The organism is Leifsonia sp. NPDC102414 (genome assembly GCF_044765685.1).
Classification (GTDB): domain Bacteria; phylum Actinomycetota; class Actinomycetes; order Actinomycetales; family Microbacteriaceae; genus Leifsonia.
Window position 1 is genome coordinate 1523399 of the sequence record NZ_JBIWKN010000001.1, and the last position, 14866, is coordinate 1538264.

Below are 14866 nucleotides of genomic sequence, written 5' to 3' on the forward strand. Positions count from 1 at the left end.
TTCCGGTTGCCTGTCAATGGGGATGCTCGTGCGGCGCGCGAGCGTATCCTGAGGGAAGTACCCCAGACCCTGGCACGCACATCCAGCGAGGAACGGGGTCATCATGGCGGCACGGATCGTGGCAGCGCCGATCGTGGCAGGGCCGGCGGGCGCGACGCACACGGGCGAGGCAGGCGACTACGGCGTTCTCGCCGCCAGCATCAAATCGTCCGGCCTGATGCGCAGGCGCTACGGCTACTACTGGACGAGGCTCATCGCCGTGCCCGTCGCGACGATCGCGGCCATCGCCGCGTTCATCCTGATCGGCGACACCTGGTGGCAGCTGATCGTCGCCGCGGCGTTCGCCTTCATCTTCACTCAGATCGCGTTCCTGGGTCACGATGCTGCGCACAGGCAGATCTTCCGCTCCGGACGCTGGAACGACTGGACGAGCCTGGTCGTCGGCGACCTGTTCGTCGGCATGAGCTACGGCTGGTGGCAGCACAAGCACACGCGCCACCACGCCAATCCGAACCGGGAGGGCGTCGACCCCGACATCGACCTGCCTGTCGTGGTGTTCACCCCCGCGCAGGCGTCGACGCGGCGCCCTCTCATGCTCTTCGGCGGCGCCGGACGGTGGGTGATGGGGCATCAGGGCTGGTTCTTCTTCCCCATCCTGCTGCTCGAGGGGCTGTCGCTGCACGCGTCGAGTGTGCGGCGGGTGCTCTCCAGGGAGCCGGTGAAGCGGCGCCCGGTGGAGCTCGCGTTCCTCTCCGTGCGCATCATCGGGTTCGTCGCTCTTGTGTTCTGGGTGCTGTCCCCCGGGATCGCCGCAGCGTTCCTCGGCGTGCAGCTCGGGCTGTTCGGCGTGTACATGGGCATGTCGTTCGCGCCCAACCACAAGGGGATGCCGATCGTGCCGCACGACGCCCGCCTCGACTTCCTCAGCAGGCAGGTGCTGACCAGCAGGGACATCCGTGGCAGCAGGACGCTCGACTTCCTGATGGGCGGCCTGAACTACCAGATCGAGCACCACCTGTTCCCGTCGATGCCGAGCATCCACTTGCGGAGGGCAGCGCCGGTGATCCGCGCGTTCTGCACGGAACACGGTGTCGGATACACCGAGACGGGGCTCGGCGAGTCGTACGCGATCGTGCTGCGCTACATCAACAGGGTGGGCCTGGGCGAGAAGGACCCGTTCGCCTGCCCGCTGCTGGAGCAGCGTGCGGCGATCACCGACCCGGCGTGGTCCGCGGCGGCGGCACCGGCGGCGGCGGCCGATACCCCCAGGCCGTAGCGGCGCGCATCCACCAAGGATGCGCGCCCGCCGCGCCCGCTATGCCCGTCGCGCCCGCTACGCCGTGCGCCTGGCCGCGTCGGCCACGTGCAGGTTCTCCGGCCTGGCGAGGCCGAGGTGGTCGCGGAGGGTCGTGCCGTCGTACTCGGTGCGGAACAGCCCTCTCCGCTGCAGCTCAGGCACGACCAGGGACGTGAATGCCTCGAACTGACCGGAGAGGAACGGCGGCAGGATGTTGAAGCCGTCGACGGCGCCGGACCCGAACCAGGCTTCCAGATGGTCGGCGACCTCGATGCCAGAGCCGACGACCGCGGCGGCGGGAACGGTGTGCGCCGCCAGCAGCTGACGGTACGTCACGGGATGCTCGCCCCCGATCCGCCTGCCGGTCCTGGTCTGCACGGCCTCGAGCAGCCGCTGCCCGCCCTCGGCGAACCTGCGGGCGACCCGCAGCGGCACCTCGTCGTCGAGCGGTGGCGTGCCGAGCGGCACCCCGACGATCCCGGACAGCGCCCTGATGGTCCTGTTCGGCGGGAAGTCCGGCGCCTGTGCCGCCTGGTCGTCCGCGAGCGGCACCAGCCGGAGGAGTTCGTCATAGACCGCCTGCGCCTCGGCCGTCGTCTCCGCGACGACGGGAAGGATCGGCGTGACGACGCGCGGCCCTCCGTCCGTTCTGCCTGCAGCGACGGCGCGGGCGGTGGTCTCTGCGCGCACGGCGGCGGCGTCGTCGATCGAGGAGACGGCGACGATGAAGACGTCGGCGAGCTCCCCCGCGAGCCGCCTGGCCCGCGAGGAGCCTCCGGCGTGCACGATCGGCGGATGTCCCTGCACGGGGCGGGGAGCAGTCAGCGGACCCGACACGCGGATGTGTGCTCCGACCGCGTCCGTCCTGTGCAGCAGCTCCGGGTCGATCAGCCTGCCCGACGCCCTGTCACGCAGGAACGCGTCGTCCTCCCAGCTGTCCCAGAGCAGCCGGAGCGCGCGCAGGTATTCGTCGGCCTCGTCGTAGCGCGGTTCGGCTCCGCCGAGCGGGTCGCGCCCGTGGTTGGCCGCCGCTCGTGGGTCGGCGCCGGTCACGAGGTTGATGCCGGCGCGTCCGGCGCTCAGCCGGTCGATGGATGCGGTCTGCCTCGCCAGCGTGAACAGGTCGTAGTATCCCGTGTTCGCCGTCGCGATGAGGCCGATGCGCTTGGTGACACCCGCGAGGTACGAGACGGCGCTCAGCGGGTCGATGCGCGCCAGCAGATCCGGGTCGCGGAACTCGAGGTCGGCCCCTGTCGCGAGCCACTCCCCGAAGAAGAGGTAGTCGAACTTCGCCGCCTCCGCCGTACGCGCGGTGCGGCGCAGGATCGCGGGGTCGCGCAGCGGATCGTTGTGCGCCCCGGGGTACCGCCAGCCGGACGGGAACGCGCCGAGCGCGCGGAACACGGCGCCGAGGATGAGCTGCCTGGTCATCGGCGCGTGCTCTCGCGGCGCGGTCTGGGTCCCGTGGCGGCCGCCATCAGCGTCCCAGGTACTTGGCGATCGACTCCGCCTCTGCCACATTGCTGCGGATGAGTGGAATGGCGCGGGCGACCGCCAGGTCGATGCGCTCGTGCAGATCGAGGCTCGTGACGGCGCCGTTGGTGAAGTCGGAGTCGTTCGCGTAGATCCCGATGGGCAGTGTGAGGGCCTGGAAGAACCCGAACAGCGGCCGGAACTGGTGCTCGATGATGAGGGCGTGCCGGTCGGAGCCGCCCGTCGCGGCGAGCAGGACGGGAGTGTCGACGAGCGCGTACTGGCCGACGAAGTCGAACAGGTGCTTGAACAACCCGGTGAAGGATGCGCGGTACACCGGGCTGGCGACCACCAGCAGGTCGGCGCCCTCGATGCGCTGCAGCTCGGTCTCGACCGACTCCGGCAGCTCGTCCCTGCGCAGCGCGCCCGCGAAGTCCGGCCCGATCTCATTCACGGCGATGAGGTGCGCGTCGATCGGAAGCTCGCGGCCGAACGAGGCCAGGATCTCGCCGACGAGCGCTGTGGTCTTCGACGGCGTGTGCAGGCTGCCGGACACGGCGACGACGCGCAGCGGGCGGCTGGACGGGAGCGACGGGTGCGACGGGATCGACGAGAGCTGAGACATGCCTGCGACGCTAAGCCCGCGCATCCTGGAATACCAGGGCGCGCGTCATGCGACGTAAACCTGCGGCGCAACACGGCGTCATCTGCACGATTCAGAACCGGCGGCGCTGAATCCATCACCGACGGCGGTTGGATCGGCAGAACGTCAGGGATTACCGTAGAGGAATGGTTGCAAACGCAAATATCCCCACCCTGGAACTGAACAACGGCACGGAGATCCCGCAGCTCGGCTTCGGCGTCTTCCGCGTCGAGCCCACGGAGACCACCCGGATCGTCACCGACGCGCTCGAGGTCGGCTACCGCCACATCGACACCGCGGCGATCTACGGCAACGAGACCGGCGTCGGCGAGGCCATCGCCTCCTCCGGCATCGCCCGCGACGAGCTGTTCGTCACCACCAAGCTGTGGAACGACCGCCAGACGGACGCGCAGGCCGCCTTCGACGAGTCGCTCGAGAAGCTGGGTCTCGACTATGTGGACCTGTACCTCATCCACTGGCCCACCCCGGAGAAGGACACCTTCGTCGAGGCGTGGAAGTCGCTCGAGAAGATCTACGCCACCGGCCGCGCGAAGGCGATCGGCGTCTCCAACTTCCTCGTCCCGCACCTGGAGAAGCTGCTGGCTAACACGGACATCGTGCCCGCCGTGAACCAGATCGAGCTGCACCCGGCGCACCAGCAGCCCGAGGTCACCGCGTTCGCCCGCGAGCACGGCATCCACATCGAGGCCTGGGGTCCGCTCGGCCAGGGCAAGTACCCGCTCTTCGACGCCCCGGAGGTCTCCGCTCCCGCCGCCGCGCACGGCAAGACGCCCGCCCAGGTCGTCATCCGCTGGCACCTGCAGACCGGCAACATCGTCTTCCCCAAGTCGAACCGCCGCGAGCGCATGGCCGAGAACTTCGACGTCTTCGACTTCGAGCTCACCGCCGACGAGGTCGCCGCCATCACCTCGATGGAGCGCGAGGGCCGCGTCAGCGCCCACCCCAACGAGGTCAACTAGCCCCGCGTGGATGAGCGGCCCCCGGATCGAAGGATGCGGGGGCCGCTTCGCGTGCGGCGCTGGGCTCGACCGTTAGGCTCGCCGTGTGCGCATCGTGACGATCACCGGGAAGATCATCTACATCGTCGGCGGCTACGGGCTGCTGCTGGTGCTGAACGTGTTCATCTTCCAGCAGCTCGTCAACGCGACCATCGACGTGCTGATCGTCGCGATCCTCAACATCGCATACGTCACCATCGGCGTCCGCACGTTCCGCGGGATCGAGGAGAACAGGGAGGACCCACGCGTCTGGTGGCGCGCGACCGCCCGCCCTGCCGCCGGGTTCTGGATCGGGGCCGGGCTCGCGGTCGCCGCGGGAATCGCCCTGCTCGGCGCACTCGCCTCGAAGCCGGCCGACGCGTTCGTCCCCACCGTCGCGTGCGTGGTCTACGCCGCCCTCGCCGCGTTCTACCTGCACTCGTCGTACCGGTTGCGCACGCTCGACACCGCGCCGTGACGGGTCGGCGCATCCTGTGCGGCCGCCCTGTGCGCTAGCGTCGACAGCATGACGACGCGCGAGCAGGTCGACGCACTGGCCGAGGCCCTTCTGGCCGCGAACGGCGACCGGTTCGCCGCGGTGCGCGACCGGATGTTCACGCTGATCGACGCTGCAACCGCCGACGGGCATCCGCAGTCCACCGAACCCATCGCCGTCGCATCGCCAGAGCGCGCCGACGTGCTGTGCGTGTTCGCCTGCACCTGCATCGGCGCAAGCGAAGGACAGCCGATCACCCTGATCGCCACCAAGCTCAGCGCCGTCGCCCGCGACGAGGAGAGCACGGCGCCGACCGACGCTGAAGCGCTCGCGTTCTCGCTCGCGCTGCTCGGCGACGCCTGGTTCTCCCAGTCGCTCAGGGATGCGGCGGAGATCGCCGACCCCGCGCGCCCGACCAAGGGCGTGCGGCTCTACCTCTCCGGCGATTTCCAGCCCGGCGTCCCCGAAGTGTTCAGCGACTCGGTGGTGCCCACCGTGTCCACGCTGGACTAGGCCGCGCTCGACCAGGCCACGCTCGACTAGGGACGTGCCGCGGCCGCCCCCTCCGCTTCGAACCGCGCCACCAGCTCGCGTTTCAGCACTTTCCCGCTCGGTCCGAGCGGCAGCGCCTCGAGGATCTCCACGCGCCGCGGATACTTGTATGCGGCGATGTGCTCCTGTGCGAATGCGACCAGGTCGTCGCCGTCCGCGCTCATCCCCGGCATCACCGTGACGACGGCCATCACCTCCTGCCCGTGCGTCTCGTGGCTCACCCCGAACACCGCGACCATCGCGACAGCGGGATGCGTCGACAGCACCTCCTCGACCTCACGCGGGTACACGTTGTAGCCGTTGCGCACGATCATGTCCTTCTTGCGATCCACGATCGTGATGTAGTCGTCCTCGCTCTTCGTCCCGAGGTCGCCGGTGCGGAACCAGCCGTCGACGACCGCCTCCGCATTGGCCTCCGGCAGGTGCAGGTAGCCCTTCATCAGGTTGTGCCCGCGCACCACGATCTCGCCGAGCTCCCCGCGCGGCAGCAGCTCGATCCTGTCGTCGACCTCTGCATCGGCGATCTCCACATCCACGCCCCAGATCGGCGTGCCGACCGTGCCGACCCTGGTCGGGCGGCCCCGGTGGTTGAACGAGGCGACGGGCGAGGTCTCGGTGAGGCCGTATCCCTCGTGCACGTCGATGCCGTACACCTCCTTCATCCGCTCGATGACGGCGACGGGGATGGCGGCTCCTCCGGACATCCCGTAGCGCAGCGGCGGCCGCTCCGGGTTGGACTTCGCCGCTTCGAGCAGCGCGATGTACATGGTCGGCACGCCGGTCATGATCGTGCACGCGTTGGCGTTGAGGAGCGCGAGCGCCGTCGCGCCGTCGAACTTCGGCACGAGCACGATCGCGGCGCCTGCACGGAAGCCCATGTTCATCACGCAGGTCTGGCCGAACGTGTGAAACAGCGGCAGACAGCCGAGGATGCGGTCGTCCTGGCCGATGTCGAGCGTGCCGGCCAGCAGCACGTTCACCTGCTCGACCAGCGAGAAGTGACAGCCCTCCGCGCCTTTCGGCTTGCCGGTGGTGCCAGACGTGTAGAGGATGGTGGCGGTGTCGAGCGGGTCGCGGGGCACGTAGGTGTCGACGGGCTCCGCCTCCCGCGCTTCGTCCTCGAGCCTGGCGAACGGCAGCTCGGCCGTCTTGTCGTCCGGCACCAGCACGGACAGGGTCTCGATGCCGGCGAGCGCTGCGCCCTTCGCTCCCTCCGCGAGCAGGGGCGCCGCGCAGATCAGCAGCTTCGCTCCGCTGTCGCGCAGCACGTAGGCGATCTCCTCCGCCTTCAGCAGCGCGTGCACGGGCACGACGACCGCTCCGAGCGCGAGGACGGCGTAGTAGGCGCGAGGGAAGTCAGGCACGTTCGGCAGCAGCAGGGCGACGGCGTCCCCCTCCCCGATGCCGCGGGAGCGCAGCGCTCCCGCGTAGCGGCGGGTCTGCTCCCAGAGTTCGCCGTATGCGATCTGCTGATCGCCGAAGATCAGTGCGACGTTGTCCGGCATCCGGTGTGCCGTCTCTGCGAGGATGCTCGCGACCGACATCGTGGCGAATCCGTGGCTCATGCGTGTGCTCCCTGTCTCCATTGACAAAAGAACCCATTCGGGTTGCTACGAAACCTACTCCCGCAACCCCGCGCATCCCCTGCGAATCCGTGCACGGACTGCGCGTGTCCTGGCCGGCCGGGATGCGGCTCAGGGAGCGAGCAGGGCGCGGAGCGCTGTGGTGTAGTCCTCGAAGGCCCGGCGGCCGGTGCGGGAGAGGCGCAGGTAGGTGACGGGCGTGCGGCCTCGGTGCGTCTTCTCGACCTCCACGTACCCGGCGTCCTCCAGCTTGCGGAGGTGCGTGGAGAGGTTGCCCGCGGTGAGGTCGAGCAGCTCCTGCAGCCGGGGGAAGGCCATGCTGTCGCCCGGCGGCATGGTCGCGAGCGTCGCCGTGATCTTCAGCCGCACGGCCGGGTGGATGACCGGGTCGAGTTCGTCCACCTGCGTCACTTCCGCACGCGCGCGACGGTGACCGCTGCACCGACCAGGAAGGCACCACCGCCGACGACGGCCATCACGAGCAGGTTCCACGGAACTCCGGCGAACGGAGCCGCCCCACCGAGAGCGAGCAGGACCACGCCGATGACGAGCTGGATCCTGTCCTGCCAGATCGCCGCGCCGCCCAGGTAGAGGGCGCCGCACATCAGCGCGTACGCGCTCGGGAAATAGAGCGACGAGAGGTCGTCGGACAGCCCGTTGACCACCAGGCCTATCCCGAGGGCGGCGAAGGCGATGGCGCAGGCGCTCCATGAGACGCCGTAGACGATGCCGGAGAACGTGGACGGGCCGCGCATCCCCCTGCCGATGCGGGAGCCGATGAGGGCGGATGCCACGATCGAGCCGACGATGAGGACGGCGAAGACGATGCCGGCGAGCGGACCGGGGATGGTTCCGCTGAGTGGTCCCGTCGCAAGCCACAGCACGAGGTAGCCGATCAACCAGGCGAACCCCCACACTGCGTACAGCCAGACCACCGGACGTTCGAAGTCGCGGTCGACGCGGCGCTGCTGGTCGTCGATGATGTCGAGCCTGCTGCGCGGGTCTTCGGACTTCTCGTGCTGAGATTGTGTGTCCATATCGACTTTGTAGAACAAAGTAGTTTGCGAGCGCAATAGAAACTGGGAGTTTGCGCCGGGAACATGGGAGGATGGAAGGCTCATGTCTGCCACGATCACCTTTCCTCCCGAGCTGCCGGTCAGCCAGAAGCGGGACGACATCGCCCGCGCCATCCGCGACAACCAAGTGGTCATCGTCGCCGGGGAGACCGGCTCGGGCAAGACGACGCAGCTGCCGAAGATCTGCCTGGAGCTCGGCAGGGAGAACATCGGCCACACCCAGCCCCGCAGGCTCGCCGCTCGCACCATCGCGGAGCGCATCGCGGAGGAGCTCGGCGAGGAGGTCGGAGCCACCGTCGGCTACCAGGTGCGCTTCACCGACCGCGTCTCCTCCGACACCCGGATCAAGCTGATGACAGACGGCATCCTGCTCAACGAGATCCACCGCGACAGGATGATCCGCAAATACGACACGATCATCATCGACGAGGCACACGAGCGCAGCCTCAACATCGATTTCCTCCTCGGCTACCTCAAGCAGCTCCTGCCCAAGCGGCCGGACCTCAAGGTCATCATCACGTCGGCGACCATCGACCCGGAGAGCTTCGCCGCGCACTTCGCCTCCGCGGACGGCACCCCGGCGCCCATCGTCGAGGTCTCCGGCCGCACGTACCCGGTCGAAGTGCGCTACCGGCCTCTGGTCGCCGATGCGCTGACAGACGACGACAGCGACGAGGACGCCGACCCCGTCCCGTCCGCAGACCGCGACTACCTGCAGGGCATCAACGACGCCATCGACGAACTGTCCCGCGAGGCGCCGGGCGACGTGCTGGTGTTCCTGTCCGGCGAGAACGAGATCCGGGATGCCGCAGACGCCGTCCGTGGACGCAATCTGCCTGGCACAGAGGTCCTCCCCCTCTACGGCCGCCTGTCGTCAGCCGAACAGCACAGGGTGTTCCAGCCGTCGACCATGCCTGGCATCCGTCGCCGCATCGTCCTCGCCACCAACGTGGCGGAGACCAGCCTCACCGTGCCTGGCATCAAGTACGTGGTGGATGCGGGGACAGCGCGCATCAGCCGCTACAGCGTGCGCGCCAAGGTGCAACGCCTCCCGATCGAGGCCATCTCGCAGGCGAGCGCCAACCAGCGCTCCGGCCGCTCCGGCCGCACCAGCGACGGCATCGCCATCCGGCTGTACTCGCAGGAGGACTTCGAGAAGCGTCCGGAGTTCACCGAGCCGGAGGTGCTGCGCACCAACCTGGCGGCGGTCATCCTGCAGATGATCTCGCTCGGCCTCGGCGACATCGCGGCCTTCCCGTTCCTCACCCCTCCGGACTCGCGCGGCATCAAGGACGGCCTCGACCTGCTGGCGGAACTCAACGCCGTGACGAAGACCAAGGACGGCGACAACGCTCTCACCAAGGTCGGCCGCCAGCTCGCCCAGCTCCCCATCGACCCCCGCTTCGCCAGGATGGTCGTGGAGTCGAAGCGGCACAGCACCTCCCGCGAGGTCATGGCGATCGTCGCGGGGCTCACCATCCAGGACCCGCGCGAGCGCCCGGTCGAGCGCCGCGGCACCGCGGACGAGCAGCACGCCCGCTTCGCCGATCCGACCAGCGACTTCCTCACCCTGCTGAACCTCTGGAACTACCTGGAGGAGAAGCAGAAGGAGCTGTCGTCGAGCGCGTTCCGCCGGATGTGCAAGGCCGAGTTCCTCAACTTCTTGCGGGTTCGGGAGTGGCAGGACGTCTACCGGCAGCTCCGCCAGCTCGCCAAGCCGCTCGGGCTCACCATCGGATCGCCTGCCGTCAACCCGGATGGGATCCACAAGTCGCTCCTCGCCGGTCTGCTCTCGCACATCGGACTGAAAGACCTCACGGCCTCCGGTAACAAGGGAGGAGCCCGCGGTGCCCGCTCCTCCGAATATCTCGGCGCCCGCCAGACTCGCTTCGTGATCTTCCCTGGATCCACCCTGGCCAAGAAGCAGCCGAACGCCCTGATGAGCGCGGAGCTCGTGGAGACGAGCCGCCTGTTCGCGAGGATGAACGCATCCATCGACCCTGCCTGGGCCGAGCCGATCGCCGGCGACCTCTGCAAGCGCAGCTACAGCGAGCCGCACTGGGAGAAGAAGCAGGGCGCCGTCGTCGCGTATGAGCGGGTCACCCTGTACGGCGTGCCGATCATCCCCCGCCGTCGTGTGCAGTACGCGCGCATCGACCAGGAGCTGTCGCGCGAGCTGTTCATCCGGCACGCCCTGGTCGAGGGCGAGTGGGACTCCCCCCAGGCGTTCGATCGCGCCAACCGGAAACTGCGCGCCGAGCTGCGCGAGCTGGAGGAGCGCACCCGCCGCCGCGACATCCTCAACGACGACGAGGCCGTCTTCGAGTTCTACGACAAGCGCATCCCCACCGATGTCGTCTCGACGCGCTCGTTCGAGGGCTGGTGGCGCACCGCCCGGAACGAGACCCCCGATCTGCTGACCATGACGCAGGAAGCGCTGCTGGATGCGGACTCCGCGCCTGTGGACGACGATGCGTTCCCTCCGGTCTGGCGCCAGGGCGACCAGCAGCTCACCCTCCGCTACCGCTTCGAGCCGGGAGCGGAGGACGACGGGGTGACCGTGCAGATCCCGCTGCCCCTGCTGGCCGGGCTGCTGCCCGACGGCTTCGACTGGCAGGTCCCCGGTCTCCGCCACGACCTCGTCACCGCCATGATCAAGGCGCTCCCCAAGGCGATCCGCCGCCAGGTGGTGCCCGCCGCCGACTGGGCCTCCCGGCTGCTCGGGGAGCTGAGCGGCACGGCGGGTATGCACGCCCACGATGGAGAGAAGCCCGCTGCGACTCTCGCAGACACCCTCGCGGCGACGATCAGCCGGATGACGGGATCGCGGGTGAGCGGCTCCGACTTCGAGCGGGAGCGCATCCCCGCCCACCTGTCGCCGACGTTCCAGGTGGTCGGAGAGCGCGGCCGCCCGATCGCGTCCGGCAAAGACCTGGCGGCGCTCCAGGACCGCCTGCGCACGCGCGCCCGCGACTCGGTGGCACGCGTGGCGGAGGCGCGCACGCCGAACGCGATCGAGCGGTCCGGCCTCACGACCTGGGACATGGACGAGCTCCCGCGGTTCCTCGACAGCACCCAGGAGGGCCCTGGCGGATCGAAGAACGTGATCCGCGCGTACCCGGCACTGGTCGACGACGGCGACAGTGTGAGCATCCGGCTGATGGGCACGCCGGCCGACCAGGCGAAGGCGATGCCGGGCGGGGTGCGCCGGCTGCTGCTGGCGAGCATCCCGTCTCCGGTGGCGTACGTGCAGCAGCACCTCACGTCGAACGAGAAGCTGACGCTCGCCGCGAGCCCGTACCCGAACACCAAGGCGCTGTTCGACGACTGCCTGCTCGCGGTGATCGACAGCGTGCTGTATCGGATGAAGCCGGACGGCCAGGTGTTCATGCGGGCCGAGTTCGAGGCGGTCCGCGACCGCGTCTCCGGCATCGTGATGGACTCGATGTTCACCACCGTCGCCCTGGTCACGCGCATCCTGACCGCCGCCCGCGCCGCGGAGAAGGCGATCAGCGGGGCGACCAGCCTGGTGTTCCTCTCGGCGCTCAACGACGCGAAGGCGCAGCTCGCCGGCCTGGTCTACCCCGGCTTCGTCTCGGCCACCGGCCTCGACCAGCTGCAGCACCTCCCCCGCTATCTCAACGGCATCAGCCAGCGCATCGCCGCGCTGCCGGTGAACCCGGGCCGCGACCGGGCCTGGCAGACGCAGGTGGAGACGGCCGTGGCGCTCTACACCGAGGCAGGCGGCCGCATCCCGCTCGCGCCGCACTCACCCGAGAACATCGTGCACGCCAGGTGGATGCTCGAAGAGTTCCGCGTGAGCCTCTTCGCCCAGTCCCTCGGCACCGCCGAGTCCGCCTCCATCCAGCGCCTCCGCAAGATCCTGGGCGCCTGACGACGCCATCGAGCCGGGACTTGTGCACGCGACACGCCGTGTCGGAGTGTGCACAAGTCCCGGCTCGATTGCTTGGGGGACGGGGCGAGGGGGCTAGAGCACCTTGGAGAGGAAGGCCTGGGTGCGCTGGTGCTGGGGGTTGGCGAGGACCTCGCGCGGGTCCCCCGACTCGACGACGACGCCGCCGTCCATGAAGACCAGCTCGTCGGCGACCTCGCGGGCGAAGCCCATCTCGTGCGTGACCACGATCATGGTCATACCGGATGCGGCGAGCCCCTTCATGACGTCGAGCACCTCACCGACGAGCTCGGGGTCGAGCGCCGAGGTCGGCTCGTCGAACAGCATCAGCTTCGGGTCCATCGCCAGCGCCCGCGCGATGGCGACGCGCTGCTGCTGACCTCCGGAGAGGTGCGCAGGGTAGTGATCACCCTTGGTGCCGAGCCCGACCCTGGTCAGCAGCTCCTGCGCGCGGGCGACGGCCTGCGCCTTCGGAACACCCTTGACCCTGATCGGCGCCTCGATCACGTTCTCCAGCGCCGTCATGTGCGGGAACAGGTTGAACCGCTGGAACACCATGCCGATCTCGCGGCGCTGCTTCGCGGCCTCCTTGGGCTTCAGCTCGTAGAGCTTGTCGCCGTGCTGCCGGTAGCCGACCAGCTGGCCGTCGACCGACAGGCGTCCGGCATCCACGCGTTCGAGGTGGTTGATGCAGCGCAGGAAGGTCGACTTGCCCGAACCGCTCGGGCCGACGATGCACAGCACCTCGCCGGGGTTGACCGACAGCGAGATGCTCTTCAGCACCTCGTTGGAGCCGAAGCTCTTCGAGACACCGTCGGCGAGGACCATCGGGGTCCCCGGCGTCGAGGGGGAAACGCGGTCGCTCATCCTTTACCTCCCAGGTCGTTGCCGGGCGCGCCTGCGACGGGAACGGCGCCGGTCAGGGCGGCTCCGTCGCCGCGGTCCGGCCTGCGTGCGTTCACTCCGCGCGAGAACCGGCGCTCGAGGAAGTACTGCCCCACCATCAGGATCGAGGTGAAGAGCAGGTACCAGCAGGAGGCGACGATCAGCAGCGGCACCGGCGTGTATGTGACGGCGGAGATGTCCCGCGCGACGCCGTACAGGTCGGTGGTCAGCGGGATGGCCGCCACCAGCGATGTGGTCTTCAGCATCGAGATCACTTCGTTGCCTGTCGGCGGGATGATGACGCGCATGGCCTGCGGGATGACGATGCGGGTCATCGTGCGGCCCCAGCCCATCCCGAGCGCTGTCGCCGCCTCTTCCTGGCCGGAGTCGACCGAGAGGAGCCCGGCGCGCACGATCTCGGCCATGTACGCCGCTTCGTTGAGCGCGAGGCCGATGATGGCGATGATGAACGCGTTCTGCATGAACGCCAGGTCGAAGGACACGCCCCAGTCCGTCCACGGCACGCCGAGGAAGATCTTGGGGTAGATCAGCGAGAACAGGCCCCAGAACACCAGCTGGACGTACACGGGGGTGCCGCGGAAGATCCAGAGGTAGAGCCAGGCGATGGACTTGACCACCGGGTTCGGCGACAGCCGCATCACGGCGAGGCAGAGGCCGAGGATCACGCCGATGATCATCGAGTAGACGGTCAGCTGCAGGGTGACGAGCGCGGCGGCGCTGATGCGCTTGTCGAAGATGTACTTGCCGACGTACTGCCAGCCGTACGCCTCGCGCTGGGACGCGTCGATGATGAACCAGACGACCAGCAGGATGAGCACGACGGCGAAGACGATCCGCCACGGGTGCTTGAGCTTGATCGCCTTGATCGGCTCTGACGTGGGAGGAGCGCCGGCCGGCGACGGGATGGAGCCCGTCGCCGGCCGGTCCTGGTTGCCCAGGGACATGTCACTCAGCCCTTCGAGGCGGCGTTGAGGTCGGCCGTGGTGACTGCACCGTCGGAGACGCCCCACTTGTCGAGGATCTTGCCGTACGTGCCGTCGTCGATCAGAGCCTGGACCGTCTTCTGGAGCACCTTCGTGAACTTGGAGTCCTTGGCGACGGGCAGACCGTACGGGGCGACCTCGAAGGCCTTGCCGGCTGCCTGCAGCTTGCCGCTGGACTTCGAGATGGCGTACAGGGTGACGGGCGAGTCGGCGCTGAGGGCGTCGGCCTGACCGAGGACGACGGCGTTGGTCGCCGCATCCTGGGTGTCGAAGCGCAGCGCCTGGATGGCGGGCTTGCCGGCGTCCGTGCACGCCTTCGACTTGGCGGGGACCTCGTCGGTGTCCTCGTAGGTGGTGGCCTGGACGGCGACCTTGAGGCCGCAGGCGTTGTCCGGGTCGATCGTCTTGCCCTTGGCGGACGCCCACATGATGCCGGCGGTGTAGTAGTTCACGAAGTCGACCTGCTTCTCACGCTCGGTCGTGTCGGTGAACGACGACATTCCGAAGTCGTCCTTTCCTCCGACGACGCTCGGGATGATGTTGTCGAACTTGGCGATGGCGTAGTTGATCTTGAGTCCGAGCTTGGCGCCGATGGCGTTGGTCAGCTCGACCTCCCAGCCGGCGGGCTGGCCGCTGTCGTCCTTGTACTCGTTCGGCGGATAGGTGTTGTCCATGCCGACGGTGAGCACGCCGGCCTTCTTGATGTCGGCGGGCAGCTGACCGGCGAGGGCGTCGTCCTTCTTCACGCCGGACGCGCTCGACGGTGAGCTGCTGTCGGCCGGAGTGGAGTTGTCGACACAGCCGCTGAGCGCAAGCGCTGCAACGGCGGCGATGGCGGCCACGGAGGCCACGGATCGGATGCGCATAATGGGGTTCGTCCTTCTTCCTGTGCAGGAGATGCAGGTGCGGGTGATGGGAGCATACCTCAGCCGCGGGGCGGTTCATT

Annotated in this window: 12 protein-coding genes and 1 pseudogene; 5 read left to right on the forward strand and 8 right to left on the reverse strand. The window is 68.7% G+C overall.

Annotation, left to right across the window (positions count from 1 at the left end; genetic code table 11):
- Positions 1–103 precede the first annotated feature (103 nt).
- The gene (locus ACIRCZ_RS07265; protein ID WP_055895394.1) at positions 104–1276 is read left to right on the forward strand and encodes an acyl-CoA desaturase; all 1173 of its coding nucleotides are present in this window, start codon (positions 104–106) and stop codon (positions 1274–1276) included.
- 57 nt (positions 1277–1333) lie between these two features.
- Here the strand turns inward: ACIRCZ_RS07265 and ACIRCZ_RS07270 are convergent, their stop codons facing one another.
- Entirely contained in the window at positions 1334–2728 is a 1395-nt protein-coding gene (locus ACIRCZ_RS07270) for an NtaA/DmoA family FMN-dependent monooxygenase (protein ID WP_402851174.1), read from the reverse strand.
- A gap of 46 nt (positions 2729–2774) precedes the next feature.
- Positions 2775–3395, reverse strand: coding sequence for an FMN reductase (gene msuE / locus ACIRCZ_RS07275; RefSeq protein WP_402851177.1), 621 nt, complete (start codon positions 3393–3395; stop codon positions 2775–2777).
- A gap of 164 nt (positions 3396–3559) precedes the next feature.
- On the opposite strand from msuE, the gene ACIRCZ_RS07280 reads away from it, so the two are divergent.
- The 3 genes from ACIRCZ_RS07280 to ACIRCZ_RS07290 all read left to right on the forward strand — a co-directional run bounded on the left by ACIRCZ_RS07280 (position 3560) and on the right by ACIRCZ_RS07290 (position 5420).
- On the forward strand, positions 3560–4393 hold the full coding sequence (locus tag ACIRCZ_RS07280; protein WP_402851180.1) for an aldo/keto reductase: 834 nt from the start codon (positions 3560–3562) through the stop codon (positions 4391–4393).
- A gap of 85 nt (positions 4394–4478) precedes the next feature.
- Positions 4479–4889 (forward strand): hypothetical protein, encoded by a 411-nt coding sequence (locus tag ACIRCZ_RS07285; RefSeq protein WP_055895385.1) that lies wholly within the window; start codon positions 4479–4481, stop codon positions 4887–4889.
- Positions 4890–4937: 48 nt separating this feature from the next.
- A complete protein-coding gene (locus ACIRCZ_RS07290; protein ID WP_055895382.1) occupies positions 4938–5420 on the forward strand; it encodes a hypothetical protein in 483 nt (160 codons plus the stop codon).
- Between the two features lie 26 nt (positions 5421–5446).
- Here the strand turns inward: ACIRCZ_RS07290 and ACIRCZ_RS07295 are convergent, their stop codons facing one another.
- The 3 genes from ACIRCZ_RS07295 to ACIRCZ_RS07305 all read right to left on the reverse strand — a co-directional run bounded on the left by ACIRCZ_RS07295 (position 5447) and on the right by ACIRCZ_RS07305 (position 8079).
- On the reverse strand, positions 5447–7024 hold the full coding sequence (locus ACIRCZ_RS07295) for a long-chain fatty acid--CoA ligase (RefSeq protein WP_402851184.1): 1578 nt from the start codon (positions 7022–7024) through the stop codon (positions 5447–5449).
- Between the two features lie 129 nt (positions 7025–7153).
- Positions 7154–7444 carry a winged helix-turn-helix domain-containing protein gene (locus ACIRCZ_RS07300; RefSeq protein WP_402851694.1) on the reverse strand — a complete coding sequence of 97 codons (291 nt, stop codon included), beginning with the start codon at positions 7442–7444 and terminating at the stop codon, positions 7154–7156.
- 5 nt (positions 7445–7449) lie between these two features.
- A complete protein-coding gene (locus ACIRCZ_RS07305; protein ID WP_055895378.1) occupies positions 7450–8079 on the reverse strand; it encodes a hypothetical protein in 630 nt (209 codons plus the stop codon).
- A gap of 79 nt (positions 8080–8158) precedes the next feature.
- Between ACIRCZ_RS07305 and hrpA the strand changes: the two are divergent.
- A pseudogene (gene hrpA / locus ACIRCZ_RS07310) lies at positions 8159–12013 on the forward strand (ATP-dependent RNA helicase HrpA); the annotation flags it as partial.
- 93 nt (positions 12014–12106) lie between these two features.
- Here the strand turns inward: hrpA and ACIRCZ_RS07315 are convergent.
- From ACIRCZ_RS07315 to ACIRCZ_RS07325, 3 genes are read right to left on the reverse strand one after another with little or no spacing between them, the layout of a single operon-like run.
- A complete protein-coding gene (locus ACIRCZ_RS07315) occupies positions 12107–12859 on the reverse strand; it encodes an amino acid ABC transporter ATP-binding protein (protein WP_055895373.1) in 753 nt (250 codons plus the stop codon).
- Positions 12860–12894: 35 nt separating this feature from the next.
- Complete coding sequence (locus ACIRCZ_RS07320) at positions 12895–13881, reverse strand: amino acid ABC transporter permease (RefSeq protein ID WP_055895371.1); 987 nt, start codon at positions 13879–13881, stop codon at positions 12895–12897.
- A 5-nt stretch (positions 13882–13886) separates the two neighbouring features.
- Complete coding sequence (locus ACIRCZ_RS07325) at positions 13887–14786, reverse strand: ABC transporter substrate-binding protein (protein ID WP_055895369.1); 900 nt, start codon at positions 14784–14786, stop codon at positions 13887–13889.
- Positions 14787–14866: the final 80 nt, after the last annotated feature.

Coding starts and splice junctions, on each gene's coding strand:
- ACIRCZ_RS07265 (WP_055895394.1), top strand. CDS start 104: ATGGCGGCACGGATCGTGGCAGCGCCGATCGTGGCAGGGCCGGCGGGC.
- ACIRCZ_RS07270 (WP_402851174.1), bottom strand. CDS start 2,728: ATGACCAGGCAGCTCATCCTCGGCGCCGTGTTCCGCGCGCTCGGCGCG.
- msuE (WP_402851177.1), bottom strand. CDS start 3,395: ATGTCTCAGCTCTCGTCGATCCCGTCGCACCCGTCGCTCCCGTCCAGC.
- ACIRCZ_RS07280 (WP_402851180.1), top strand. CDS start 3,560: ATGGTTGCAAACGCAAATATCCCCACCCTGGAACTGAACAACGGCACG.
- ACIRCZ_RS07290 (WP_055895382.1), top strand. CDS start 4,938: ATGACGACGCGCGAGCAGGTCGACGCACTGGCCGAGGCCCTTCTGGCC.
- ACIRCZ_RS07295 (WP_402851184.1), bottom strand. CDS start 7,024: ATGAGCCACGGATTCGCCACGATGTCGGTCGCGAGCATCCTCGCAGAG.
- ACIRCZ_RS07305 (WP_055895378.1), bottom strand. CDS start 8,079: ATGGACACACAATCTCAGCACGAGAAGTCCGAAGACCCGCGCAGCAGG.
- ACIRCZ_RS07315 (WP_055895373.1), bottom strand. CDS start 12,859: ATGGTCCTCGCCGACGGTGTCTCGAAGAGCTTCGGCTCCAACGAGGTG.
- ACIRCZ_RS07320 (WP_055895371.1), bottom strand. CDS start 13,881: ATGTCCCTGGGCAACCAGGACCGGCCGGCGACGGGCTCCATCCCGTCG.
- ACIRCZ_RS07325 (WP_055895369.1), bottom strand. CDS start 14,786: ATGCGCATCCGATCCGTGGCCTCCGTGGCCGCCATCGCCGCCGTTGCA.